At 39.4% G+C, this 26,160-nt stretch carries 29 protein-coding genes and 3 tRNA genes; 23 read left to right on the plus strand and 9 right to left on the minus strand.

Going from position 1 to position 26,160, the window contains the following annotated elements:
• Positions 1–117 precede the first annotated feature (117 nt).
• Positions 118–987 (minus strand): RNA polymerase sigma factor RpoH, encoded by an 870-nt coding sequence (gene rpoH, locus HLH16_RS13995; protein WP_067723323.1) that lies wholly within the window; start codon positions 985–987, stop codon positions 118–120.
• A 136-nt stretch (positions 988–1,123) separates the two neighbouring features.
• Positions 1,124–1,357 (minus strand): sulfurtransferase TusA family protein, encoded by a 234-nt coding sequence (locus HLH16_RS14000; protein WP_131291101.1) that lies wholly within the window; start codon positions 1,355–1,357, stop codon positions 1,124–1,126.
• Positions 1,358–1,739: 382 nt separating this feature from the next.
• Between HLH16_RS14000 and HLH16_RS14005 the strand changes: the two genes are divergently transcribed.
• Together HLH16_RS14005 and rhlB are read left to right on the plus strand one after the other, a co-directional pair.
• Entirely contained in the window at positions 1,740–1,952 is a 213-nt protein-coding gene (locus tag HLH16_RS14005) for a cold-shock protein (RefSeq protein WP_004648643.1), read from the plus strand.
• 98 nt (positions 1,953–2,050) lie between these two features.
• On the plus strand, positions 2,051–3,202 hold the full coding sequence (gene rhlB, locus HLH16_RS14010) for an ATP-dependent RNA helicase RhlB (RefSeq protein WP_131291099.1): 1,152 nt from the start codon (positions 2,051–2,053) through the stop codon (positions 3,200–3,202).
• Positions 3,203–3,316: 114 nt separating this feature from the next.
• Here the strand turns inward: rhlB and HLH16_RS14015 are convergent, their stop codons facing one another.
• The gene (locus HLH16_RS14015) at positions 3,317–3,697 is read right to left on the minus strand and encodes a hypothetical protein (protein WP_171529802.1); all 381 of its coding nucleotides are present in this window, start codon (positions 3,695–3,697) and stop codon (positions 3,317–3,319) included.
• A gap of 228 nt (positions 3,698–3,925) precedes the next feature.
• Between HLH16_RS14015 and HLH16_RS14020 the strand changes: the two genes are divergently transcribed.
• From HLH16_RS14020 to HLH16_RS14085, 14 genes are all read left to right on the plus strand, one after another.
• Positions 3,926–4,501: a nitroreductase family protein gene (locus HLH16_RS14020; protein WP_171529803.1), complete on the plus strand. Its 576-nt coding sequence runs from the start codon at positions 3,926–3,928 to the stop codon at positions 4,499–4,501.
• Between the two features lie 48 nt (positions 4,502–4,549).
• The gene (locus HLH16_RS14025; protein ID WP_171529804.1) at positions 4,550–5,623 is read left to right on the plus strand and encodes an NAD(P)H-dependent glycerol-3-phosphate dehydrogenase; all 1,074 of its coding nucleotides are present in this window, start codon (positions 4,550–4,552) and stop codon (positions 5,621–5,623) included.
• A 76-nt stretch (positions 5,624–5,699) separates the two neighbouring features.
• The gene (sixA, locus tag HLH16_RS14030; RefSeq protein WP_171529805.1) at positions 5,700–6,155 is read left to right on the plus strand and encodes a phosphohistidine phosphatase SixA; all 456 of its coding nucleotides are present in this window, start codon (positions 5,700–5,702) and stop codon (positions 6,153–6,155) included.
• 30 nt (positions 6,156–6,185) lie between these two features.
• Positions 6,186–7,325 (plus strand): type II secretion system protein GspL, encoded by a 1,140-nt coding sequence (gene gspL, locus HLH16_RS14035; protein ID WP_171529806.1) that lies wholly within the window; start codon positions 6,186–6,188, stop codon positions 7,323–7,325.
• Entirely contained in the window at positions 7,325–7,804 is a 480-nt protein-coding gene (locus tag HLH16_RS14040) for a type II secretion system protein M (RefSeq protein ID WP_171529807.1), read from the plus strand. Before gspL ends, HLH16_RS14040 begins: the two co-directional genes overlap by 1 nt.
• Positions 7,805–7,894: 90 nt before the next feature.
• Positions 7,895–8,905, plus strand: a complete 1,011-nt coding sequence (locus HLH16_RS14045) for a quinone-dependent dihydroorotate dehydrogenase (protein WP_171529808.1) — start codon at positions 7,895–7,897, stop codon at positions 8,903–8,905.
• Complete coding sequence (locus HLH16_RS14050; RefSeq protein ID WP_171529809.1) at positions 8,902–9,489, plus strand: CvpA family protein; 588 nt, start codon at positions 8,902–8,904, stop codon at positions 9,487–9,489. Before HLH16_RS14045 ends, HLH16_RS14050 begins: the two co-directional genes overlap by 4 nt.
• 24 nt (positions 9,490–9,513) lie before the next feature.
• Positions 9,514–11,052 carry an amidophosphoribosyltransferase gene (purF, locus tag HLH16_RS14055; protein ID WP_171529810.1) on the plus strand — a complete coding sequence of 513 codons (1,539 nt, stop codon included), beginning with the start codon at positions 9,514–9,516 and terminating at the stop codon, positions 11,050–11,052.
• A 153-nt stretch (positions 11,053–11,205) separates the two neighbouring features.
• Positions 11,206–13,032: a M48 family metalloprotease gene (locus tag HLH16_RS14060; protein WP_502707653.1), complete on the plus strand. Its 1,827-nt coding sequence runs from the start codon at positions 11,206–11,208 to the stop codon at positions 13,030–13,032.
• 115 nt (positions 13,033–13,147) lie between these two features.
• On the plus strand, positions 13,148–13,816 hold the full coding sequence (locus HLH16_RS14065; protein ID WP_171529811.1) for a hypothetical protein: 669 nt from the start codon (positions 13,148–13,150) through the stop codon (positions 13,814–13,816).
• On the plus strand, positions 13,813–14,781 hold the full coding sequence (locus tag HLH16_RS14070) for a 2-hydroxyacid dehydrogenase (protein ID WP_171529812.1): 969 nt from the start codon (positions 13,813–13,815) through the stop codon (positions 14,779–14,781). The genes HLH16_RS14065 and HLH16_RS14070 overlap by 4 nt, the downstream gene beginning before the upstream one ends.
• Positions 14,782–14,866: 85 nt before the next feature.
• Positions 14,867–16,306 (plus strand): M48 family metalloprotease, encoded by a 1,440-nt coding sequence (locus tag HLH16_RS14075; protein WP_502707652.1) that lies wholly within the window; start codon positions 14,867–14,869, stop codon positions 16,304–16,306.
• A 45-nt stretch (positions 16,307–16,351) separates the two neighbouring features.
• Positions 16,352–16,720 carry a GFA family protein gene (locus HLH16_RS14080; protein WP_171529814.1) on the plus strand — a complete coding sequence of 123 codons (369 nt, stop codon included), beginning with the start codon at positions 16,352–16,354 and terminating at the stop codon, positions 16,718–16,720.
• Between the two features lie 81 nt (positions 16,721–16,801).
• Entirely contained in the window at positions 16,802–17,164 is a 363-nt protein-coding gene (locus HLH16_RS14085; RefSeq protein ID WP_171529815.1) for a hypothetical protein, read from the plus strand.
• A gap of 73 nt (positions 17,165–17,237) precedes the next feature.
• Here the strand turns inward: HLH16_RS14085 and HLH16_RS14090 are convergent, their stop codons facing one another.
• Entirely contained in the window at positions 17,238–17,684 is a 447-nt protein-coding gene (locus HLH16_RS14090; RefSeq protein WP_131291072.1) for a GatB/YqeY domain-containing protein, read from the minus strand.
• Between the two features lie 32 nt (positions 17,685–17,716).
• On the minus strand, positions 17,717–17,932 hold the full coding sequence (gene rpsU / locus HLH16_RS14095; RefSeq protein WP_001136722.1) for a 30S ribosomal protein S21: 216 nt from the start codon (positions 17,930–17,932) through the stop codon (positions 17,717–17,719).
• 145 nt (positions 17,933–18,077) lie between these two features.
• On the opposite strand from rpsU, the gene tsaD reads away from it, so the two are divergent.
• Positions 18,078–19,094 (plus strand): tRNA (adenosine(37)-N6)-threonylcarbamoyltransferase complex transferase subunit TsaD, encoded by a 1,017-nt coding sequence (gene tsaD / locus HLH16_RS14100; protein ID WP_131271241.1) that lies wholly within the window; start codon positions 18,078–18,080, stop codon positions 19,092–19,094.
• Between the two features lie 345 nt (positions 19,095–19,439).
• Here tsaD and HLH16_RS14105 read toward each other — a convergent pair whose 3' ends face one another.
• Both HLH16_RS14105 and HLH16_RS14110 read right to left on the minus strand, forming a co-directional pair.
• Positions 19,440–20,006, minus strand: a complete 567-nt coding sequence (locus HLH16_RS14105) for a DUF4385 domain-containing protein (protein WP_171529816.1) — start codon at positions 20,004–20,006, stop codon at positions 19,440–19,442.
• A gap of 315 nt (positions 20,007–20,321) precedes the next feature.
• Positions 20,322–21,194, minus strand: a complete 873-nt coding sequence (locus tag HLH16_RS14110) for an ATP-binding protein (RefSeq protein ID WP_131288240.1) — start codon at positions 21,192–21,194, stop codon at positions 20,322–20,324.
• A 186-nt stretch (positions 21,195–21,380) separates the two neighbouring features.
• Between HLH16_RS14110 and HLH16_RS14115 the strand changes: the two genes are divergently transcribed.
• The 5 genes from HLH16_RS14115 (at position 21,381) to HLH16_RS14135 (ending at position 24,130) form a co-directional block, all read left to right on the plus strand.
• Positions 21,381–22,892: a DUF3336 domain-containing protein gene (locus HLH16_RS14115; RefSeq protein ID WP_171529817.1), complete on the plus strand. Its 1,512-nt coding sequence runs from the start codon at positions 21,381–21,383 to the stop codon at positions 22,890–22,892.
• Positions 22,882–23,712, plus strand: coding sequence for a protein kinase domain-containing protein (locus tag HLH16_RS14120; protein ID WP_250850285.1), 831 nt, complete (start codon positions 22,882–22,884; stop codon positions 23,710–23,712). The genes HLH16_RS14115 and HLH16_RS14120 overlap by 11 nt, the downstream gene beginning before the upstream one ends.
• A gap of 104 nt (positions 23,713–23,816) precedes the next feature.
• Positions 23,817–23,901, plus strand: a tRNA-Leu gene (locus HLH16_RS14125).
• 33 nt (positions 23,902–23,934) lie between these two features.
• Positions 23,935–24,008, plus strand: a tRNA-Trp gene (locus HLH16_RS14130).
• 37 nt (positions 24,009–24,045) lie between these two features.
• Positions 24,046–24,130 (plus strand) — tRNA-Leu (locus tag HLH16_RS14135).
• A gap of 165 nt (positions 24,131–24,295) precedes the next feature.
• Here the strand turns inward: HLH16_RS14135 and HLH16_RS14140 are convergent.
• On the minus strand, positions 24,296–24,499 hold the full coding sequence (locus tag HLH16_RS14140; protein ID WP_067723371.1) for a hypothetical protein: 204 nt from the start codon (positions 24,497–24,499) through the stop codon (positions 24,296–24,298).
• Positions 24,500–24,992: 493 nt separating this feature from the next.
• On the opposite strand from HLH16_RS14140, the gene HLH16_RS14145 reads away from it, so the two are divergent.
• Positions 24,993–25,265 carry a hypothetical protein gene (locus HLH16_RS14145; RefSeq protein WP_171529819.1) on the plus strand — a complete coding sequence of 91 codons (273 nt, stop codon included), beginning with the start codon at positions 24,993–24,995 and terminating at the stop codon, positions 25,263–25,265.
• A 21-nt stretch (positions 25,266–25,286) separates the two neighbouring features.
• On the opposite strand, the gene gloB is transcribed toward HLH16_RS14145, so the two are convergent.
• Positions 25,287–26,018 carry a hydroxyacylglutathione hydrolase gene (gene gloB, locus HLH16_RS14150; protein WP_171529820.1) on the minus strand — a complete coding sequence of 244 codons (732 nt, stop codon included), beginning with the start codon at positions 26,016–26,018 and terminating at the stop codon, positions 25,287–25,289.
• Between the last annotated feature and the right edge of the window lie 142 nt (positions 26,019–26,160).

Consider the following 26,160-nt stretch of genomic DNA (forward strand, 5'->3'; position numbering starts at 1 on the left):
TAACTTAGCATATATTAAGGTTTATACGAAAGGCAAAAAGCAACAATACAAATGTCTGAATATAAAAAAAGAGCACGCAGCCCTTTCTTTAAAAACGAATAAAATGAGTTCAATGGCTTAGTTAGAAGACATTGCGACTTTAATTTTTTCCATGGCATTTTTTTCTAACTGACGAATACGTTCCGCAGACACATTATATTCAGCCGCCAATTCATGCAGGGTTGATTTTTCATCATCTAGCCAACGGCGCTGCAAAATGTTGCGCGAACGATCATCCAGCTGATCCATTGCACTATGCAGGGCAGAAGTACTTTGTTGCTCGTAGTCTTCTTCTTCAGCTAAACGTGCTGGATCGTAACGATTATCTTCTAAATACAAAGCCGGTGCGACATGCGTTGAACCTTCATCATCGTCATCACCCTGAGCTTCAAAGGCTGCATCGTATGCGGTTAAACGGCCTTCCATTTCCAAGACTTGTTCTGGTGTCACATTCAAGTCATTGGCAATCGATTTTGCTTCTTCAAGTGTCAGCTTTTTACTCGATTTTTTTAAGCTACGTAAGTTAAAGAACAGTTTACGTTGCGCTTTAGTAGTCGCAATTTTAACAATACGCCAGTTACGAATCACATATTCATGAATTTCAGCTTTAATCCAATGCACGGCAAAAGAAACCAAACGCACGCCCATATTAGGGTCAAAACGTTTAACTGCTTTCATTAAGCCGAGGTTACCTTCTTGAATAAGGTCGCCCTGTGGCAAACCATAGCCGGCATAACTACGTGCAATATGGACCACAAAACGCAAATGAGACATCACAAGCATTTTTGCAGCGTCTAAATCTTGGTCGTAATAATACCGTTCGGCTAACTCTTTTTCTTGTTCAGCCGTTAAAATAGGAATCTGATTGACAGTACTTATATAAGCACCGAGATTTACCCCTGGCGCCGATAATGACAGGGGCATCAATTGATTGCTGCTGTCACTCATGTGTTCTCCTTCAGAATGGATGACATAACCACTTAAATTTTATCTTAATCCAATATTTTCCTGAAATAAGGAATATTGGGTAGAGAAATGTAATTTTTTATACAAATTTGAAAAGTTCTAGTTTAATTGAAAATAATTAAGATTCAATTAAGTAGTGATATTCAGTATCAGTTATTTTTGTCATATTGCATTTCAATTGATGCATTTGGCAATAGCGAGTTACATCTTGCTGACTATGCGGATCTGAAGATTTTAATAAAAATAGATGATCTGATTTATTCTTGATCGCTCGCTTAAGCATCAATAATGGCATGGGGCAGGGTTTGCCCATCGCATCTATGATAATTGCTGGATTGGCTAGATCATTCATCTCATTAAATTTCTGACAAAACGTTCTGAAATGTTAGCAAATTTAGTGCCAAAGCTAAATGAAATTATATAATCTCAACATAAAAAGTACTGATATAAAATAGATAAATAATTAGTAAAATAAAACTCAATCAAAAGGAAAATTATTCAAAAAAAACAGTATGAATTGTTATAAACCCGTGGTAAGCTCGTCGCGTATTCAAATTAATGACACTGTTAAATTTGTCTTAAAGTTGAATATTAAAATGGATGTAACCGGGATTTTGTTAATAGTAATACAGAATGATTACAAGCTTAGAAATAATAAATATTTTTAAACCTTGTTTACTCTGCTGTTTGCAACACCGGGTGGTCCTTCTATTAAATACAATGAGGATTAACTTATGACAGCTCGTGAACAAGGCGTAGTTAAATGGTTCAACGACACTAAAGGCTTCGGCTTTATTCAACGTAACGGCGGCGACGACGTATTCGTTCATTTCCGCGCTATCCAAGGTGACGGTCACCGTTCACTTCGTGACGGCCAACGTGTTGAATTCAGCGTAGTTAAAGGTCAAAAAGGCTTTCAAGCTGAAGAAGTACAACCTTTAGACTAATCGCCTGATTATTCATGAGAACGCCCCAATGTAATTTGGGGCGTTTTTGTTTATAATAGGCTACAATTTTCCTGATTATTAAGTTAGAGCGCATTTATATGTCATCTGGTTTTGAAACCTTAAATTTACATCCGAAACTTAAACAAGCTATTGATGCTTTAGGTTTCAAAGAAATGACACCGATTCAGGAAAAGGTTTTAAAATTTACTTTGGCTGGACACGATGCCATTGGTCGTGCACAGACAGGTACCGGGAAAACAGCCGCTTTCCTTGTTAGTGTCATTAATGATTTGCTCAATAATCCGATTAAAGAACAACGCTTTCGTGGTGAAGCACGTGCGTTAATTCTTGCTCCAACACGTGAGTTGGCTTTACAAATTGAAAGTGATGCTAAAGAGTTAACCAAATTTACCGATTTGCATGTGGTTACCTTGTTGGGTGGTGTTGATTTTGATAAGCAAAAAGCACAACTTGATAAACAATTTGTCGATATTATTGTGGCGACACCCGGTCGTTTAATTGACTTTGTTGAACAAAAAGAAGTGTGGCTGGATCAAATCGAATTTTTAGTGATTGATGAAGCGGACCGTATGCTGGATATGGGATTTATTCCCTCAGTAAAACGAATTGTGCGTTATTCACCGCGTAAAGAACAACGTCAAACGCTCATGTTCTCTGCAACCTTTAGCTATGATGTTTTAAATTTGGCGCAACAATGGCTGTTTGAACCTGTGACTGTTGAAATTGAGCCAGAAAAGAAAACCAATGCAGACGTTGAGCAACGTGTTTACATGGTTGCTAAAACAGATAAATATAAATTGTTGCAAGAAATTTTGCGCGATGAACCGATTGAAAAAGTCATGATTTTTGCCAATCGTCGTGATCAGGTGCGTAAACTGTATGATCATTTAAAAAGAGATGGTTATAAGGTTGTGATGTTGTCTGGTGAAATTGCACAAGACAAGCGTACCAAAATGCTCGATCAATTTAAAAATGGCCAACATAATATTATGATTGCAACCGATGTTGCTGGTCGTGGTATTCATGTGGATGGTGTTTCACATGTGATAAACTTTACTTTGCCTGAACAATCAGATGATTATGTACACCGTATCGGTCGTACCGGTCGTGCTGGTACACGGGGTGTCAGTATTAGTTTCTTGTCTGAAGATGATGCGTTCTATCTTCCAGAAATTGAAAAAGCCATTGGTCAAAAACTACCTTTAACCCGTATGGAAGGTTATTGTTAATTTTGATATTAAATAAAATGTAAAAGAAAAGCCGCTTTAAATAAGCGGCTTTTTTTGTATGCTCAAAACATCATATCTTATTGATGTAATGACATAAAATTATCATTTACATATTTAGTTTGCCCGGCAAGTAAATGTGAGAACTGTTTGGTAGTCATCATCCCGAGCTAGACTGCCACTTTTCCCTGCTATAGTGCCTAGAACGCTGGTTGCAGCCTGAATCATTTGTCCTGTTTTTTCATCAACCACGCCTTTTAAAGCACCATTGTATGCAGTTTTTTCATCAATCACGACTGGAGTGGCCTTTTTGCCACAGGTATTGTTGGCAGCAGTAATCGCATTATTTTTAGAAATGAGATTACTTTTACCTACGCCGGTCACTTCATACTGATTATTTTGTTTTTGAATGGCTAATGATGTTGTTGGATTGGATGTACATGCAGTTAAGGCAAGAGCAACCGCAACTGTGGAAGAGAGTAGAAAAAATTTATTCATCTTTTTCCCCTGATTTGTTTTAAAAAGAATAAAAAACATTTGAGCATAACTTTTTGGATGCTTTTTGAAAGACTTGTATGAAATATGCTGTTTTATATGGTTCCTCTGTGATTGCCATCCCATATCAGGCTGCAATTGAGTGGAGGGCATTGCCTAATTGCTCTAGAGTATCTGAATAATAATATGCTAATCTTAATGAAATATTTTAGTACACAGATATAGAAGTTAATGACTGATTCAGCGGTAGATATGGTTCATTTTAATATTCATCAACGTCAGTCGATTGGCAATTTAGTTGAGCCTGCGCCAAATGCAGAACAGTTGGAAAAAGCTTTTCAAGCTGCATTGACTGCACCCGATCATCACCGTTTAAAGCCGACCCGTTTTGTGGTGATTTCAGCGGATCAACGTGAAGATTTTGGTGAATTATTGTCTAAAGCTTTGGCGGATTTGGGTGAAACCGATCAGACTCAGTTAGACCGTGTTAAAAACCATCCATTTCGTGCACCACTTTTGGTTTTGGCCTTAACTCAATTTCAGCCACATCCCAAAGTTCCCAATTTTGAACAAACCTTAAGTACCGGCGCAGCAATACAAAACTTTTTGTTGTCGCTACAAGTGCAGGGTTTTTCAACCATGTGGCGAAGTGGTGCTGTAATTGAGTCGAATTTATTTAAACAGGCTTTAGGTCTTGCAGAAGATGATTTAATTTCTGGAATTATTTATATTGGAACTGCAGCAAAAGCAATTCCTGCACGTGCAGAAATAAATAGCCAAAATTATGTGAGTTATTGGAATAAATAACTTTATTGAATACTGAGTCATTAAATACTGAGTTGAGATATAAAAATAATGTCAGAGTTGAATTTTTCCGATCTTGTTGAACCTGTTTCAGTTAATCAAAAAACGGCGTTACGGGTAACCGTTTTAGGTGGTGGTAGTTTCGGTACTGCAATGGCAAATACAGCAGTACGTAATGGTTGCGATACCATGATCTGGATTCGTGATGACGTTGCCGCAGCAGAAATTAATCAAACCCATGTCAATAAACGTTATCTACCCGATTTTACGTTAGAGTCCGGTTTAAAAGCGGTGACCGATTTAGAAACAGCTATTTGTAATCGTGACATTATTTTAGTGGCGATCCCAAGCCATTCTTTTCGTGATGTGCTGAAACAAATTAAGCCATTCATTACTTCACAAGCAGTCATCTCTTTAACCAAAGGCATTGAAGCAAAGACCTTTAGTTTTATGAGTGATATTATTCGTGAAGAATTACCTGAAGTGCCTTATGGTGTGCTTTCTGGGCCGAATTTAGCCAAAGAAATTATGGCAGGACAACCCGCGGGTACGGTAATTGCCAGTCAGTCTGAACTGGTACGTTATGCAGTACAGCAAGCCTTACACAGCGCATTATTTCGTGTATTTGCCAGTGATGATGTACATGGTGTGGAACTTGGCGGTGCTTTAAAAAATATCTATGCTGTTGCAATGGGCATGGCTGCTGCCTATAAAGTGGGTGAAAATACCAAGAGCATGATTTTAACCCGCGCATTGGCAGAAATGAGCCGTTTTGCAGTGAAATTGGGTGCAAATCCGCTGACTTTCCTTGGTTTGTCAGGCGTGGGTGATTTGTTTGCGACCTGTAATAGCCCGCTCAGCCGTAACTATCAGGTTGGTTTTGCTTTGGGTTCTGGTAAGAGCTTGGAACAGGCCACCAAAGAGTTGGGTCAAACTGCCGAGGGTATTAATACCATTGTGCAGGTACGCAGCCGTTCAGCAGAATTAGATGTGTATATGCCAATTACCAGTGCTTTATATGATGTTATTTTTGAGGGGGCACCGCCTTTAAGCATTGCACTTTCACTGATGAAAAATGGGCATCGTAGTGATGTGGAGTTTGTTTTGCCACACCATGAAGTCTAATTTCAAATATTTGAATAAATAAGCTCTGTCATAAAGCTGGGTTATAATTGCTGCATATTGAAAATAAGGAAATTTTATGCAACTCACTTTAGTCCGTCATGGTGAAGCCTCTCCTGCGGTCAATGGAAATGATGACAAACGTCCATTAACCAAGCGAGGGCATAAGCAGGCGCAACAAACTGCAGAATATTTAAAGGACATGATTCAACCCGATGTATTTGTAGTCAGTCCTTTATTGCGTGCACAAGAGACTTTGGCGCATCTGCAGCATTATTTTCAAAATGTACCTGTGCTGGTATGTAATAAGATTAAACCTGAAGACGATGCCAAATCAGCAGTTGAATGGTTGTCCCATTTGCCTTATGAGTCGATTGTTGTGGTGTGTCATATGAATGTAGTGGCACATATTTCATCATTGTTGACATCCGAGTCGTTCCATCCGTATGCTCTGGCTGAAGCGCGTATTTACGAGCAAGCAGTCATTGCTGCTGGATTGTCAACACAGTTAAACAGTTTTATTCCAAACACATAAAATATTAATTAAAACGGCAGAAAAACATTAATGTTGTATTTATGGATGCCTGAAGCCAATGGGGTTTGGCAATGGTCGACTGGGGAAAGCTGGTATCCAGCCTCTAGTCTTGAACATTTGATTCAAGAGACGCAAGCCCATCATGGCGAAGAAGCCATCGTGTTTTTTCCGAGCCGTGATGTGCAAATGCTGCAACAGACTTTAGCCAAATCACAATATAAAAAATTGGGTGTGGAAGGGGTTAAATATCTATTAGAAGAATTTGTGGTTTTGCCCATTGATTCAATGAAGGTATTGCATCATTTTCAAAATCCAGATCAGTTGGTCATTTTGGGCGTGGCAAATAGCACAGTGGAAATGCTACAACATGCCTTGAGCTTGATTCCGGTCAAAGTCATTTCCTTATTGCCAGATTTTCTGATTTTACCCATTCCTGACGCAGGTCAAGCCGTTATTGCCAATGTATCGGGGCGTTTGCTGGTTCGTGAAAATGAATTTATGGGAAATTCGGTTGATGATCTGGCGCTCTTTTTAGATTATCAGCCGCAAGGGCATCGTTATCAAGTTAGCAATTTTACTGCTGAGCAAATGCAAAGCCTTGAAGCGATGCTCACGCATGAGCAGATTGAGTCTTTTTATTATGAATTACCTGTATTAAAAAAAGCGAAAAATCATCCTTTTAATATTCTGCCGAAAGCGAAAAACAGCACTGCTGTAGCAGGGTATTGGAAAGCATGTGCTGCGGTGTTGCTCGCGGCTTTAATTATTCAATTTAGCTATGATGCAACACGCTGGTATAAATATAGAAAAGTGGCAGATCAGACTGCGCTACAAGCGGTTGATCAATATAAATACTGGTTTGGGCAGAGTAGCCGTGTCACTGAACAGAATTTAAAAAGTCAGTTTGAAAGTCATGTGCGCTTGAATAAAAGTGCCAACACTCAAGCCTTGCAGTTACTCAGCCGGGTGGGTCCAGTTTTAATGCAAAATCAAATTGTGGCCAATCGTATCAACTACGATGCTTCAGTTTTAAATATGGAACTGAAAGCCAATTCTGCGACGGCATTGCAAACTTTAACCCAACAACTGAATCAGCAAGGGTTTAAAGTTGAATTAGGCAATATTCAGCCAAATGGCACCGGTGCAATGGGATTGGTGAAAATACAATAATGAAAACATCAGAAAAACTGCAAAGCCCGATTGATCAATCGATAGAAAAAATCACGGATTATTTAGATCGGCTGTCTGTGCGTGAACGCTACCTGGTGATTTTTACCGCCATTTTTGTTCTGGTTGCGGCCATTGGCTCGGCACTTTGGTTTATGCATGCCGCGGCCAGTAAACAGCAAAATCGGGTCAATGATTTAAAAGACATGATGGTCTGGATGCAAAGTAATGCTGTGATCATGAAACCTGCCGATGATTTGCAGTTAACTGCGGCAGATAAAGTGCAACGTGTTGCCCAGCAGCAAGGGTTATCGGTTACATCACAGCAAGCAGGTGAGCAAATTCAGATTGTGGCAGCGCATGAAAATTACGCCATTTTGGCAAATTTTTTAACCCAATTGGCTCAGATGGGATTAAGTCTTGAGAAAATAGAGTTAATTTCTGAGGCGGGTCAGATTAAATTAACAGCGACAGTGCAATAATGGGTAAAAATAAAGATCTGCTAAGCATGGTGTTTTCTATGGGCTATGCCTATAATATGGCGACTTAAAAAGCAGTAGACTTTTACAGATATGTTGTATTCTCTTGCCCGCCCTTTGTTGTTTTCTTTAGCACCAGAGCGTGCACATGAGCTGACACTATCGTTATTGAAATCAGCTCATCGCATGGGCATGATGCGTCAAAGCATTGCCTCTAAACCTGTCACTTGTATGGGGATTCAATTTCCCAATCCAGTGGGTTTGGCTGCCGGCTTAGACAAAAATGGCGCTTATATTGATGCCCTGGCTGGACTGGGCTTTGGTTTTATTGAAATTGGAACCATTACACCGCGTCCACAAGCGGGCAATCCGCATCCCCGTTTATTCCGTTTACCTGAAGCCAAAGCCATTATTAACCGTATGGGTTTTAATAATGACGGGGTAGACAAACTGATTGAAAATGTCAAAGCTGCAAAATTCAAAGGCATTTTGGGGATTAATATTGGCAAAAATGCCGATACTCCGGTTGAAAATGCAGTCGATGATTATCTGATCTGTCTTGAAAAAGTCTATAACTACGCTTCTTATATCACTGTTAATATTTCATCACCGAATACCAAAAACTTGCGTAGCCTGCAAAGCGGTGATGCACTGACAGAATTGCTGGAAACGTTAAGAAAGCGTCAGCTTGAACTGGCTGAAGAACATCAGCATTATGTACCTTTGGTGCTTAAAGTTGCTCCAGATTTAACTCCTGAAGATATCGAATTTATTGCAAAGCAATTGATCCAGTTTAAAATTGATGGTTTGATTGTAACCAATACCACTTTGTCACGTGAAGGCGTGGAAAATCTCAAGCATGGTAATGAAGCCGGTGGCTTGTCTGGTGCGCCAGTCTTTGAGAAAAGTACCGCTTGTCTTGCAGCATTTTCAAAAGCATTGAAAGGTCAAGTTCCATTGATTGGTGTAGGTGGTATTTTGTCAGGCGAACAGGCAGTTGAAAAACAAGCTGCTGGTGCAAGCCTTGTACAAATTTATAGTGGCCTCATATATACAGGTCCAACACTGGTTAAAGATTGTGTTGATGCGCTAAATACACCATGAATACATTGGATATCTTCATACTGATTATTCTGCTCATTGGAGGGCTAAACGGTTTGCGACAAGGATTGGTTTCAGCCTTTGCGAACTTGGTAGGATGGATTTTTGCACTGATCGTAGGTGCAAAATACGCAACCATCCTAGCACCTTCGATGGTCTCACTCAGTGGAGATCCAGTAGTACAAAAAATTGCAGCTTTTGCATTTATTGTCTTGGTCATGGTGGTGTTAACCTGGATTATTACTGCATTACTCAACAAGATATTAAAGAGTCTAAAACTTGGTCCCCTCAACAGATTGGCAGGCGGTGCTTTTGGCTCTTTAAAGGGCTTAATGATTGTACTCATTACCATGCAGGGCATTGGTCCCTGGGTGGAGAGTTCTCCGCACTGGAAACAATCTAAATTTGTACAACTCTTGATCCCTTATGCGCCATGGGCCGCTGAACTTTCTAAAGAAGCCGCACATGGAGCGCTCAACCATATCAAGTCCGATGAAGGTGCGCCGACATCTTCCGACTCATCATCTGATAAAACGCAAAAGCATGCAGCGCGTACAGATGAATCAACAAATAATCCTTTTTATTAATCCTAGCTTGTTTGCGAGGTTGCTATGTGTGGAGTAGTTGGTATAGCTGGTAAATCACCTGTTAACCAAATGTTGTTTGATGCATTAACGATGTTACAGCATCGTGGTCAGGATGCAGCCGGAATAGTAACTTGTCATGAAGGGCGTTTGTTCCTGCGTAAAGACAACGGTATGGTACGAGACGTCTTTCATACGCGTCACATGCGTGCACTGCTAGGTAATTACGGTATTGGTCATGTGCGTTACCCAACTGCAGGTTCTTCAAGTAGTGCAGAAGCACAGCCATTTTATGTGAACTCGCCTTATGGTATTACCTTGGCGCATAACGGTAACTTGACCAACGCTGAAGAAATTCACGATGATTTGTTTAAAACAGATCTTCGTCATATGAATACCGATTCAGATTCTGAAGTACTTCTAAACGTTTTTGCGCATGAAATGCAAAAAAGTGGCAAGCTGAATCCAACTGCAGAAGATATTTTCCAGGTAGTTTCACGTGTACATGAGCGTTGTAAAGGTGCTTATGGCGTTGTGGCAATGATCACTGGACATGGTCTGGTTGGCTTCCGTGATCCAAACGGTATTCGTCCACTGATTTATGGTTCGCGTGAAACTGAAAAAGGCATGGAATATATTATTGCTTCTGAATCAGTGGCAATTACTGCTTTAGGCTTTAAAGTTGAACGTGATATTGAGCCGGGTGAAGCAATCTTCATTACTTCTGAAGGTGAAATGTTTACCAAGCAATGTGCGGAAAATCCTGAATACCGTCCTTGTATCTTTGAATATGTGTATTTTGCACGTCCAGATGCAACGATCGATGGTATTTCAGTCTATAAAGCACGTTTGAAGATGGGTGAAAAACTCGCCTATAAAATTTCGCGTGAGTGGGGTGAAGAACACGATATTGATGTGGTGATTCCAATTCCAGATACATCACGTACTTCAGCTTTGGAACTTGCCAATATCTTGGGCGTTAAATTCCGTGAAGGCTTTATGAAGAACCGTTATATCGGACGTACTTTCATTATGCCGGGTCAGAAACAACGTGAAAAATCAGTTCGTCAAAAATTGAACCCGGTTGAACTTGAGTTTAAGGGCAAGAATGTTTTGCTGGTTGATGACTCGATTGTTCGTGGTACGACCTGTAACGAGATTATTCAAATGGCGCGTGATGCCGGTGCGAAGAAAGTATTCTTTGCTTCAGCTGCACCGATGGTGAAATATCCAAACGTGTATGGTATTGATATGCCTGCAAAAGATGAACTGATTGCATCAGGTCGTAGTGTTGAAGAAATTCGTGAAATTATTGGTGCCGACCGTTTGATTTTCCAGGATTTGGAAGATTTAAAAGGTGCAGTACGTACCAGTAAAGTACCTGCACTGCAAGAATTTGATTGTTCAGTTTTTGATGGTGTGTATGTGGCGGGTGGAATTGATGCAGCTTATCTCGATGAGCTTGAGCGCAAACGTAATGATTCTGCAAAAAAAGCCGTTGGTGGTTATATTGATGTGAATATTGATGCTGCATCGGTTGATCTGACTGGAGTGAAAGAGGGATAAAATTCTTCTTAATTCTATGAAAAGCGGGAATTTCCCGCTTTTTTAATTTATGATGAGTGAACAAATACAAGGTGATAAAGGATCTTCACATTGAATAGTGCGGGTTATTCTTTTATTCAAAACAAAAATATAGTTTGGTCTGCAAGTGTTTGTATGCTTGCGGTATTGCTCACACTATTCATTTTAAATGCGATTACGGGGTTGTGGGTATTTTATCTTGATCCTACCCAGTCTGTTTTTTGGCATGCTTTGAGCCCTTATTTAATCATACTGTTGCTGAGTGTGATGGCACTTTCCGTCCTGTACGAGTTTTATGTGTTTCGTTCCGGTGGTCATTCACTGGCAAAACAGTTGGGTGCGCGCCGCTTAAGCCTAATTGAAAGTATTCCTGAAGAAAGTCTTGCGCTCAAAATCACTGAACAATTGGCAGATACCTTTTTAATTGATACTCCTGCAGTCTATGTACTTCCCAATGAAGTGGGTGTAAATGCCCTCACGGCAGGTTTTTATCCGCGCGATATTGTGATTATTCTGACTTGGGGTGCATTACAAAATTTAGATGAATTGGAACTTTATGGTTTGTTAATCCATGAGTTTAATAAAATTTTATCCGGTGAAACGGCAGAAAATACCCGTCTAAAAATTCTTTATAGTAGTCTCACCACTTTTAGTCAGTGGGGCAGTAAAATTGCCAGACTGGGCTTTAGCAAGCATGGTCAAGCGCGTACGCATAAATTTGCCACTTCCTTTGTTGCGATGGGTGGGGTGATTTGGTTGATTGGAAGTCTGGGTGTTTTGATTACCCGATTTATTAAATATATTTCGCTTGGTGGCCGGACATTTAAAAATGATCAAAAGACCAGGCGTCTGATTCAAAATGATGCCAATGTGCAAACGCTATTAAGAATTTATGTGCATCATTCCGGTTCGCAAATTCACAGTGAATATGCGGAATCCATTTCTCATATGTGCTTTGCCAATTCTTTAAGTCCACAAAACTGGATGAATATCCATCCCAGTATTGAACAGCGTATTTATGAGCTGAATCCAGGGTTGGTGCAGGATTTACAGCTCGAAAATTTAAAAAAATTACGTAATCAGCCGCTATTTAGTTTGTTCCGGTCACTGGATGAAGTGAATAGTGAAATATATTCACCGTGGAGTTCACCCCAACCGCTTCCGCTGTTACGTTTATCACCGATTAGTTTTGCAATTAATGATGCGATTAAACCTTTAAATCCGGAAATCCGAAATAATATGCGGCGTCCTGAATTAATACAGCGGGCATTGCAGACGGCAACCGGTTCGCGAGAAGTGATGGTGTCGATTTTAATGATTCGACAGTATCGTGAATTTATTCCGGCAGATGCGGAAGTGAGTCGGGCAATTGTTGATTCATTACTCAATTTAGACGGTCGTGTTCATATTTCTATTTTTCGTGAAGCTTGTAAAAATATTGGGGCAATGCCTGCCACTATTGCACGTCAGTTTTTAATGAAATTGGCGCGAATTATTCAAGAAGATGGTGAAATTGGATTGCTGGATGCCTTATTGCTTGAATATGTGAAATTTGAATTGAATCTTCTGCCATTACATACACCGACTTCATTGGAAGAAGTTAAACCGCATATTGTGCGTCTGATAGATGCCTTGTTGCATGTGCAGCAAATCAATAGCCAGAATCAACTGGAGGTACGTGAAAAGATTCTCAAGCGTGTCTTGACCGCAAAAGAACAGGAGATGTATACCGAAATCTCGGATGAGCCAATTGATTTGGCAGAAATCTTAAATGATATCGCAGGCTTATTATTACGTGACCGTTTAAGTATTTTAGGTATTGCCGAAGTGTGCCTGTGGAATGACCGTATTATTACCCAGGATGAACTGGATGTTCTGGAATTGCTGTATTGGCGTTTGGGTTTTGAAACGGATGAAATTATTGAACAAATGCAGAAAAAAAATCGTTTGATGATTGTATAAACAAGGTACGATAAAATTATAGATGAGTGATGATTAAACTAATCTTTAATAAAAGATCAGCAAAAGACAAGTAATCTCGTTAGAATACCAAGCATTCAATGGGTGATGAAAAAAGATGATAGGGCATCAGCGTGACATACTGGCAACATTAGGAATCGATATCTGGGTTCCTAAGGGTGCTGCGTGTCAAAAAATGCCGTCTTCATCCATTTGGCGAGATCAAGCCGCACCCGAATATCTGAGCGAAATTGTAGTGGCAAAAGCTCAATCACCCATATCACCACAGCCAAAAATTGAACAGCTTAAAACGCTTGATCGATCAGAACAGTTGCCAACGCCAACCCTGGCTGTCAAAGAAGTTCAAGCTGAAGTTGTGCCTCAAGTTATTGAGGCACAACCTGTGCTACACATCGCAGCTTTTCAATTACAGGCTTTTGGTTTGCCACATTGTGTCATTGTGATTGATGCTACTGAGCTGAGCGCTGAACAACAGCAACTGTGGAATAATATTCAGCAAGCCCTTCACGCCGAATACTACGAATTACAGTGGCCATTTCCTTTAATAAATTTTCAGGATGGTCGCGGTGCAGAAAGTTATGTACAAGGTTTTATAGATGCCATTAGTGCGGATAAAAATATTGTTTTTTTAGGGCAATGTCCTTATTTTAATCATTCAAAAAGTATGCATTTAGCTGGTCTGCAAGAGATGCTGGATCAGCCGTTATTAAAAAAACGCTTATGGCAATTTATGCAAAAAACTAACCAAAACATGGATGCTACATGAAGAAGAAAGTTGTTGTTTTTAGTCAGTTAGATCAAGAGATACTGCAACGTTTACAAGCTCAATATCAGGTTGAAGTCATTAATCCAAAACTGGGCGATGTTAACCAGCAGATCCGTGAACAGGTCAAAGATGCAGATGGCATGATTGGTGCTGGACGTCTACTCAATGAAAGTAATTTGGTGACCGCACAGCAACTTAAAATTATTTCCAGTGTGAGTGTGGGTTATGACAACTACGATCTTGCCTATTTAAATCAGAAAAAAATCTGGTTATCTAACACGCCGCATGTACTGACAGAAACCACAGCCGATTTAGCGTTTACCTTGTTGATGAGTGCTGCGCGTAAAGTACCTGATTTGGATCAATGGACCAAGCAAGGTCAATGGAAACGTACAGCAGCTGAAGCTCAATTTGGACGCGATATTTTTGGTAAAACCTTAGGCATTATTGGTCTGGGTAATATTGGTGCTGCTGTGGCACGTCGTGGTTTTTATGGCTTTAATATGAATATTCTGTATCATAATCGTCGTGAAAAACTGGAATTGGCACAACCTTTAAATGCACGATATTGCGGTCTGGATGAATTATTACAACAGTCAGATTTTGTCGTGGTCGCTGTCGATTTAAATACAGAATCTAAAGCACTGATCGGGCAGCATGAGTTTGATCAAATGCAGTCGCATGCTGTATTTGTGAATATTGCTCGTGGTTCTGTGATAGATGAGCAGGCCTTAATTGAAACCTTAAAAGCAGGTAAAATTTTTGCTGCCGGGTTGGATGTCTATGCAAAAGAGCCTTTACAGGAATCAGAGCTGTTTAATTTAGATAATGTGGTGACTTTGCCGCATGTCGGTTCTGCAACTGCAGAAACACGTAAAAAAATGGTTGAACTGGCGTATCGTAATTTGGTTGATGCACTGGAAGGGCGAACACCACCTTATGTGCTGAATGCTTCATTTTATTAAAATTTGATAACACTTCATTGCAAATCCCTCCAATTTTCAATGTTATAGTCTGATAAATTGAAAAAAGCAGTTTGAGAATATAACATTGAAACGGTTTCTATTAGCTTGCAGTATTGGTTTGGTCTCAATTATGGTGTCAACGCACAGTGCTAATATGAATTCAACGCCCCAGTTTAATGTTCCTAAAATTGGCAGTGGTATCGGTTTAATTGACCAACAAAAAGAAAAAATGATTGGCGAAAAAGTATTTCGTGAAGTTCAAAAACAAATGCCTGTGCTGCAAAATCCATGGTTAGAAGATCAATTGTTCGGTGTATTTTCCCATATTTTAAGTCAAACCCAGCTTGGGCAGCCTATAGGTCTGGTCATTATCAATGATCCTCAAATCAATGCTTTTGCTGTGCCTGGCGGGCTGTTTGCCATTAACACGGGGATGGTGATTTCTGCCCGAAATATGGATGAAGTAGCAGGGGTAATGGCACATGAAGTTGCACATGTATCACAACGTCATTACAGTCGCTCACAAGAGGCCTTTAAGGGGCAGGGCTTATTGACTTTAGCAGGGCTTTTGGTGGGTGCTCTGATTGCTTCACAAGCGGATGGTGATGTGGGTACAGCGGTGATGTTGGGTTCGCAAGCTGCATTAATGGATAAGCAGTTGAATTACAGCCGTAACCAGGAACGTGAAGCTGACCGGATTGGCATGCAATATATGTATACTGCGGGTTATAGTCCGCAAAGTATGGCGGACTTTTTTGAGGTGATGGATCGATCAACCAGTAAGGTTAGTTTTTTGCCAGACTTTTGGTTAACCCATCCTTTAAGTACGGAACGGATGAGTGAAGCGCGTTTACGCGCCAATCAATTCCCTCTAGTAAAATCAAGTTTGCATGATGAAGATTTTGAAATACTGAAATGGTACAGTCGGGTGATTTCTAATCAGACCACTGAACAGCAATTACAGATTTTAGCCAATCGTAAAAATTTTGCAGGGCAGTTGGCTCTATCCGCTTTTTATCTCAAACAAGGCGACTATGTTTTAGCTCAGCAAGTTTTAGATCAGGCAAAGGCACAGCAGCGCTTAAATAATTTGTTGGTTTTGATTCAAGCCGATATTTATTTGGGGCAAAACAAAACCGATGAAGCATATAAGGCAATTCAGTCTGCCGCACGGATTATGCCTGAAAATCGGGCTTTGGCTTTCAAGCTGGCGGAAGTATATATTCGCCAAAAAGAACCTGCACAAGCATTAAATCTCGTTCAGCGGTTTTCCAATAAGAATCCTCGTGATATTCAGGCCTGGCGCTTGATGCAGCAAGCTGCAAATATTGATCAGCAATCCCCAATTAGAACGGTAAATGTATTGCGTTATCGGGCAGAAGTGGAATATTGGTCCGGCTGGGAAGAAAATGCAATTAAATCATTATTGCATGCCCAGCGCTTGGTTAAAAATAATGAGCTGTTATCTGCAAAACTAAAAATGCGCATTAATGAAATGCAAAAAGAGCGTCAGCTAAGAATCTAATCGCAGATGATTATGTTGCAATGATAATAAAAAAAGGAGTTAAGCATGATAGAAGGTCAATGCTTATGTGGAATAGTGAAGTATCGTTATCATGGTGAAATTGAAAAAACCATCATATGTTACTGCAAAGACTGTCAAATGGCCCAAGGCTCAATCTTTGGCTGGAATAGTCCTTTGCAGAAATCCAAATTTGAAATTGGCAGTGGAATTAAGTTTCTAAAAGAATATTTTCATAGTCCGAATAAGGCACGGGTTTTTTGCCAGGAATGCGGTAGTCCAATTTATTCTTATCGGGTGGATTTGCCTGAAATTATTCGTTTACGCTTAGGGACGGTGACTTCGGGTGAATTACCGGCACCTAAAGAGCAAGCCTATATTCAATACAAGCCATCTTTTCTGCATATTGATGAATAAAATCTACATCTAAAAACTTGAAGTATATGATAATCTTAGGCTGCATTTGTATTTCTAACGATGAACAATATTGATTGAATGATGAAAAAAATATTATTTTCCTGTTTTTTAATGGGGTGCGCGACATCAAATGTTGCCTTGGCAAGTGTTGAGCAATATGTAACATCAGTGGAGAAAATTTCTAAACAGTATAAGCAGGAAACCAGGAATTTTTTTAGTAGTTTGGATGCTCAGCAGACCAGTTTTACACCACAACAGCAAGTTCAATTCTGTGGAATCGTGGGTAATTATGTGGAGCAGTTGTATCAAGCGGCAGATCGAAACAGGGATTCGTTAGACCGTCAATTTAGACAGATGACCAAGCAGGATGTGATTCATCAAGTGATGTTATCAAAAGAAATGCTGATTTTGAAAAAATATAATATTCAGTGTGATCTGAAATAACAAGGGAATACGCCTGAACTGTCTTTGAATAAAGGCAGTTCAACGTTAAAGAAAGAATGATCTAGAAGTGGGATTATGCAAGTTTAGCTTTAATTTTAGCTGAAACTTGTGCAGGATCGGCGCGCCCGGCTATGAGCGGACGCAGAGAATTCATCACCTTACCCATATCTTTCATGCTAGTAGCTTCTTGAGCAGTAATAGCCTGCGCAATGATAGAATCAAGCTCGTCCTCAGTCATAGCTGCTGGTAGAAATTGAGAAATAACTTCAATTTCGGCTTGTTCCTTACTAGCTAAGTCTTGTCGATTAGCGCCTTCGTAGGCTTTAATCGAATCTTTACGTTGTTTGATTTGCTTTTCAATGACCGCAAGAACTTGAACATCGTCAAGCTCTTTGCGCTCATCGATTTCGATTTGCTTAATTGCCGCCTGAAGACCACGTATTACCGTTAACTTCGACATTTCTTTGGCACGCATAGTTGCTTTCAAAACGTCCGTTATTTGGTTTTTTAAAGTAGTCATTTATCTTGTCCAGGCAGTCAATCACAAATTAATTAGTAAAGGCGAGTAGTACGTACAGATTCACGCGCCAATTTCTTTTGGTAGCGTTTAACTGCAGCAGCTTTTTTACGTTTACGTTCTTGAGTTGGTTTTTCGTAGAATTCGCGTTTACGAACGTCAGCTAAAACACCAGCTTTTTCGCATGAACGTTTGAAACGACGGATAGCTACGTCTACTGGTTCGCCTTCTTTCAATTTAACTTGTGGCATGAAGAATCCTCATAAGTTATGGATAAGATCTATGGCAGGATTGCCTTAGATCACAAGTGAAGGACAGTATTTTACTCATTTACATCTCATATCACAAGTCTATAATAGCTTTAGCAATATTTAGATACGGGTAAAAGGCAGTTTAATGATCGTTCTTGGCTTAGAAACTTCTTGTGATGAAACTGGGTTAGCACTCTATGACAGTGAAGTCGGCTTGATAGGACAGGTGTTATATAGTCAGATTAAATTGCATGCAGAATATGGTGGTGTTGTTCCGGAACTGGCTTCACGTGACCATGTCAGAAAATTAATTCCTTTAATTAATCAGTTGCTTGAACAAAGTAATATTAAAAAATCACAAATTGATGCCATTGCTTATACGCGTGGTCCAGGCTTGATGGGCGCATTAATGACGGGTGCATTATTCGGTCGTACCCTAGCATTTGCACTTAATAAACCGGCCATTGGTGTGCATCATATGGAAGGTCATATGCTTGCGCCTTTATTATCGGCGACACCACCAGAGTTTCCGTTTGTCGCTTTATTGGTCTCTGGTGGACATACCCAGCTCATGGCAGCGCACGGTATTGGTCAATATGAATTGCTGGGCGAATCCATTGATGATGCAGCGGGTGAGGCTTTTGATAAAGTCGCAAAAATGATGGGCTTGGCCTATCCGGGTGGACCCAATATTTCTAAATTGGCGTTGCAAGGTAGCGCAACAGCCTTTGATTTTCCACGTCCGATGTTGCATCAAGGTCTGGACTTTTCTTTCAGTGGTTTAAAAACTGCGGTTTCAATTCAATTGAAAAAAGTTGAAGGTCAAAACCGTGAAGCGGATATTGCGGCATCCTTCCAGGAAGCCTTGGTGGATACTTTGGTGAAAAAGTCCGTTAAAGCACTCAAACAAACAGGTTTAAAGCGTTTGGTGATTGCAGGTGGTGTCAGTGCCAACAAACGTTTACGTGAACGTTTGGAAGCAGATTTAGCCAAAATTCAAGCACAAGTTTATTATGCAGAACCAGCTTTGTGTACCGATAATGGCGCGATGATTGCCTTTGCAGGTTATCAACGTTTAAAAGCAGGGCAGTGTGATGGTTTATCGGTGACGACGACTCCGCGTTGGCCGATGACGGAATTAACCAATCCTTCAGAAGCTTAAGTTTTGATGATTTAAAAAGAGGCGCAATGCCTCTTTTTTATCTGGCTTGTTTCAGCATTTATGGCTTTAAACAGTTTATTGTGATCTTGAATATAGCTTTGGAATTTTTCCAATGTCTGGTATTTCAGTTTGGGGATAGCTGTATTGGTACGTTTATGAGATCGATAGACTTCTTTATGAGTTAAATCATAAAAGTTAAATTAGACTGTAAATTGAATTCGTAGAACAAAGCCATAAAATGCTACATGTTGAAAATGATTTTAGATAATAAAAAAGAGCAATTTCTAAATTTGAAATTGCTCTTTTAGGGTGAACGATCATTGATAGTTCAATGACAGCGTTTAATTAATCCTGACGGATCAACTCATTGAATTGTTCTTTAAGCTCAAGGTATTTTGGATTTAATTTTGCTTGATCGCTCTTCTCTTTAAAGATTTTCGCAACAGCAATTTTGACCTGATCTTCAGCGCTACGTGGCTGTTTTTCAGTTGTAACAGCATCATTGAGTTGTACTTTAACTTTAGGTGTAACGCCTTTATTTTTTCGGCCAGTTTTATGGGTACCTTTTTTATGATGTGCATAACGACGTGCACGGGTATAGCCCATCAGCAAAAACTTTCTTGCCATGTCTGCGCCAACAAAATCATTTTTCTCTAAATAATCTAAAAACAATGCAAAAATCTTCGCGCTACTTTCAGTAGCTTGAGCTTCATCTTCAAATTGCCACAACGGTAAAATTTCAGATTTATAGGGTTCAACCAATAAAACACCTTCTTCACCACGACCAATGCGATATAACTCTGGACGCTTTCTAAAATTAATCTTTTCAAAGTCGAGAGAAAAGTCAAAGCTGCGTGAAAATGGTTTGGCGTCAGGCTTAGGCGTTAATGAATCTTGTTCGTTATTGGTCATTGAGGAGATTCCTTAAAAGGTGAGAGTCTACTGAATAATCAACAATATTCGCGACTCTCAAGAGGTTTTGCCGAGTTTGAAGCATTTTGATGAACTTTGATATGTCAAAATTGCAATCGATATAACAACAGTTGTTTATATCGTCCAAATAAAATGATTCAAGTTTTTTAGGGAGATGATCTGAAAGCGTAAATCATCCAGAATTTTTTACAAACTGTAATGATCGAAATAAAGATCTAAAGTCATCTTGAGGTGAAGTTTAGATCTCTATTTCAGTATTCAAGAAGAGATTGGGAATGGCTAAATAATAAACAATTAAAGCGATGCCAGTTTTTGCGAACCAATCCAGTGTTTAGAAAACTGATACGCCGCACGCCCTGAGCGCTGCCCACGTGCCTGACACCAACGCAATGCTTCGGCACGTGTAAACTCATCCATCGGCATATTGGCTTTTGCTAGATAATGCTCAACGATTTCTAAATACAAATTCTGATCCATTGGATAAAAAGACAACCACATTCCGAAACGGTCTGAGAGTGAAATTTTCTCTTCAATCGCTTCTTGAGGGTGAAGTTCTGTATATTGCGGCACATCAACGCGCGTTACCGGTGTATTTTCATGCATAAACTCAGGCAGTAAATGACGGCGGTTACTGGTGGCGTAAATAATGAAATTACTTGAACCTGACTGTAATGAACCATCTAAAACACTTTTTAAACTACGATAGTTTTCATCTTCAGCGTTGAAGGCTAAATCATCACAATAGACAATAAACTTTTCCGGACGGTTTTCAATAAGCTTCTGGATTAGCGGGAGGTCAGATAAATCATCACGTTCAATTTCAATTAAACGTAAACCTTCCGACTCATATTGGGTGAGCAGGGCGCGGACAATAGACGATTTGCCCGTACCACGTGAACCAGTAAGCAAAACATCATTAGCAGGTAAGCCCTTCAGGAATTGCAGGGTATTTTGAATCACTTTTTCTTTTTGTCTTTCAATACCTTTTAAATCATCCAAATACATTTTTTTGGGCTGTTGAATGGCTTTTAATTGTTTGTCTTGCCATTTATAAGCGGATGCCGAAAAGTCGGTTTCTTGCTTCAGTTCAGGTAAATTTTGCTGTAGTTGTTGGAGTACAGTAGAAAGTGCTTGTAATATATGATCAGGTAAATCAATTGTTGCCATGATTGTTCTGCTTATACGTGTAAAAGTAAAAGGGCGGTTTTACTGAAGAACTGTATATCAATTAGTCATGATTTGCCAATGGAATAGGCATTTTTGCAATGATAATCCGCTGAGTTTTCTGTCAATATTAGGCGTGATACCCTATCATGAAGAGCGAATAAAAATGAAAGGGTTTGAGGGGTAGATATGTTATTTAAAGATTTCACACAAGATATTAATCCACATCAAGCGTATCGCATAAAAAAATTAAAGCGCCAACTTGAAACCGCTGAAACATATGAAGAATGGAAAAGTCTCGCACTGCAAATAGATGAAGAATCAGGTGCTCAGGAATGGAAGTATGATAACTGTTCACCTTATTTTGATGCTGAAATTATTTCTCAACGCTTAAGTCGGTTAAGGCGCTACCGTTTTCAAAAACGTAGCCATGATCTCATGTACATATTACGTGAAGGTTTAAGCTATGATATTGCCAATATTGCAAATCCGATGTTGTTTACCGCCACCTATGTGGGAACAAAAAAAATCATAGAAGATTATGTGGAAGAAGTCAGTGAAAGTCTGGCCTACATTGCTTCAGATGCTTGTTCCTGTTTAGCTTTGGCTGAAAAAATTGAATTTTTTGAGCATTGTAAAAAGGCATACGGTCAACCTGCCATCATGTTTTCAGGTGGTGCGACCTTGGGGTTGTTTCATACAGGGGTGTGTAAGGTATTGCTTGAACAGGATTTAATGCCCAAGGTGATCTCTGGTTCAAGTGCGGGTGCCATTATGACGGCAATGTTGGGCACTTCAAAACCGTCAGATATTTCAAGACTTTTAAATGGTGAAAACTTTTTTAGTGAAGCTTTTCATTTTCGTAAATTTAACGACATTATGAAGGGAAACGGTGGTTTTGCCGATGTGATGTACCTAAAGAAATTCTTGATTGAGAATTTAGGTCATGTGACTTTTGAAGAAGCCTTTAAAATCTCCGGGTTGCATATTAATGTGGCTGTTGCCCCTTATGATGCGTCACAAGAAGCCCGGATTATGAATGCCTATACTTCGCCAGATTTGCTGGTTTGGAGTGCGGTATTGGCCTCCTGTGCAGTTCCTATTTTATTTCCACCGGTACATTTAACTAGTAAGCGTTACGATGGTAAGTTGACGCCCTATATGGCAAATACGCGTTGGGTGGATGGCAGTGTACGCAGTGATTTCCCTCAAGAGAAAATGGCAAGACTGTATAATTTAAATTACACCATCGCCAGTCAGGTCAATCCTCATATCGTGCCGTTTATGCAAAGTGATGCAGAACGCCACCGTCGAGACCTGTTGAGTTGGCCTGAGCGGATTATTCGACGTCAAGGGAAGGTGATTGCCAAAGGGATTATGGACTTTAGCCGGGGTCGGGTTGGAAAAATTCCCCCAGTGCGACGATTGCTCGATCATGGTTTTGGTGTGATTGATCAAGGGTATTATGGCGATGTAAATATTGTCGGTGCTTATAGCTTGCGACACTATAGTTATATGTTTCAGAATCCGCGACCATATTTATTCAAATTGTTACAACGTGAGGGGGAACGGGCGACCTGGCCAAAAATATCCTCGATTGAAACGCATGCCCGCGTAGGTAAAACCATTCAGCATTGTTTGGAACTTTTAAATTATCAAGATGATCCCGCACAAAAAGAAGCAGAATTTATTGCAGTTTAATGTTGAAGATATTGATTGCTTTAATTTGATTCAAAAGACCAAGCCTAAAAGTTTAACTTTTGGGCGTGCTTTATATACATTTGAACATCAGCAGCAATACTACTGGTTAAAAACCCAAGCAGGCAATATAAATCAAAGTTATGAAGCTGGGTTTTTAAATGAATTGGCTTTTTATCAGCAATTTGTAGATCAACCCAGTTCTTCAGACAACATGCCTAATTTTTTATTACCCTTTCAAATGATTGCTCACTTAAAAAGTGGAGAAGGGCAACAAGCGTCGGGAAGACCTGCATTGATTTTGAGTCATGCTGAATCGCTATTGGGTGATTGTTCTGATATGTCGCTGAATGAGATTAAAAAGACGCTGTTAAAAGTACTCGATGTGGTTGATCAATTGCATCAACTTGGCTGGATTCATGCAGATTTAAAGCGAGAGCATTTTGTTGAATACCAGCAGCGCATGTGCTTGATTGATTTTGAACAGGTACAAAAAATCAATTTACCCAAAAAATTGCAAAGTCTGACCGCAACTCCACGCTATATGGCACCTGAACTTTTTCATGCGGCAGAGAAAAACGTACAAACCGACATTTATGCTTTGGGAATTATTTTTTATGAATGGCTCACTGGGCAGCGTTTAACAGCAGAAAATTATCAAGATTGGGCCTATTTACATTGCCAATGGTTAAGTATTGAACTTCCAGAACATTTCGAACCTTTAAAAAACCTTTTATCTGGCATGTTGGCTAAGCAAAAAGAGCGAAGATTTACCAATATTTACACTGTAAAACAGTGCTTACTCACTGAAAATGTTCAATAAAAATACAAAAAAACCGTTTTTGTTTTTTATTTAAACAAACAAGAGGATTTTTCATAAAAAGGTCTTGTCATCAGGAATCGATCTCTATAATATACACAGCCATTGGGGACGTGGCGAAATTGGTAGACGCACTGGATTTAGGTTCCAGCGCCGCAAGGTGTGAGAGTTCGAGTCTCTCCGTCCCCACCAATTATTATCAAACTTGTTTGGTAATAAGGCTGTAGAGGATTGGTGTAATGGTAGCATGACGGTCTCCAAAACCGTTCGTCAAGGTTCGAGTCCTTGATCCTCTGCCAAGTTTTAAAAAATCTAACACTATGTTAGTACCCAGATGGGGACGTGGCGAAATTGGTAGACGCACTGGATTTAGGTTCCAGCGCCGCAAGGTGTGAGAGTTCGAGTCTCTCCGTCCCCACCATCATATTAAAGCAAGGTATATACCTTGCTTTTTTATTGCCTGAAAAAAGTGAATGACGAAATAAAAAAGCCCCAAAGTGGGGCTTTAAAGATTATTTAGAAAAATGTTGTGAAAAATATATTTTGAATAAGTTATTTTTATCTCGATCCACAAGTGAAATATATTTTAAGCTTTTAAGTGATCTTCAAATTCTTCACCGAGTTGCATTGCCAGGGAGTTACCAGCCAAATCACAGGTAACCAAGCCATATTCTTTTTTAAAGCTAAAAGTAAATCCGCGATTGTCGGTTAATGTTTTTACCGAATAGCCTAGTTTTTCTAACCAAATACGGAATGCAATTAAATTTTTTGCCTTAACAACTTTCTTCACGAGTGAACTCCTTGTATATATGGGTACATTGCAGTATTAAATTAATAATAGGGATGCAGATTTTTTTTTAAAGGGCAGCTTTGTGTGGTTTTTTATAAAATAAATAATTTGTATTTTTTATCAGCAATAATTGAATAAATAATCGCTAAAATTCAAGTTAAAATTTACCCGTCTATTGAAATAAATATTCATATATCTATCTGATTCTTATTTATTTTAATTGAAGCATTTAAGGTTTTTAGAAATGGAAATATTTATACACAATTTTCCATGTAGCTTAAATGTTTTTATATTTGAACTGTCTTTTGGGGAGTGTTTAGAAATACCGAGCTGAAGTGAGAAATCATTATCATTTTATAAGCGACTAAGAATGAGTCGAAAAAATCGCAGTGCTTCCGATATTAAAAAAAGATAAACTGTATTGTACCTATGCAGGGGGATTTTTGAATTCTGGCGGGTGTGGAATGCTTATTAAGATGATGATTAGATTGAAATGACGACAGAAACCATTGAACAAAATGTATTGAATCAAATTCAAAATATGCAGCAACAAGATTTAGTCCCTGCTGCTGTCATGTTAGGACATGAAGATTGGCTGATCTTCGCGGAACAATCAAAAGTGTCTTATACCCCTTTTGGTAGTGCTCGACGTTATCAACCTGCTTTAGGTGGCTTGCTATTGGTTCGTGTTGATGAAATGAAAATGACGCGTGTGGTGACGCAAATTGAGCTGGATGTTTATGCTCAAACGCATCAGCTTTTATAAAGCCCTTATATTCGCTCCCTATTAAAAATTATCTTTTAACTCTCGTAGGCGTTGAAATTCATCAACGCTTTCAACTCTTAAAAATGGATTGGTTTCGAGTTCCAATTCAATTGTACTGGGTAACGTACATTGACCGAGCATGCGTTGTGCTTCAACTTTTTCGAAACGCTGTTGAATCGCTAGATTGTCTGGTTCTGCCTGTAATGCAAATTTTGCATTTGAAAGGGTGTATTCGTGTGTGCAATACACTTTGGTTCGTGCAGGTAAAGCGGCTAAGCGATTAAGCGAATGATACATTTGCTCATAGGTGCCTTCAAAAACTCGTCCACAGCCCATCGCAAAAAGCGTGTCGCCGCAAAAAACAACATCTAAAGCATCAATAAAATAGACAATATGTCCCAGTGTATGACCAGGGACGGCAATAATCTCAATATCTAAATCATGGAAAGTAATATGGGCTTTATGTTGCAGGGGATGGCTAATAAAGGGAACTTTACTTAATTCTTCACGTGGACCATAGACAGCAATATTGCGATTGATTAAAAGTTCGGGTACGCCACCAGTGTGATCTTTATGCCAATGGGTCAGCCAAATCTGACTCAGCTTTAAATTGTTTTCTGTACAATATGCTTCTACCAAATGCGCTTCGGTGGGATCAATAGCGACCACTTCCTTACTCGGTGTATGTTCTAACAACCAAATATAGTTTTGTAATTGATTTTTGACATCAATCATATGAATTTGAAAAGTCATGAGATAGGCAATCAATCAGAGAGATATGAATAAGCTATCGTTAAAGTCGATTTTTTTCTAGTAGAAGATCGCAAATCTATACGGATGAGTAATTTTCAATAAAGCGGTGAGTATCGGGATTTTGTCAAAAAATGAACTATAG

The sequence above is a fragment of the Acinetobacter sp. ANC 5378 genome (assembly GCF_013004315.1).
In the GTDB taxonomy this organism is placed as follows: Bacteria; Pseudomonadota; Gammaproteobacteria; order Pseudomonadales; family Moraxellaceae; genus Acinetobacter.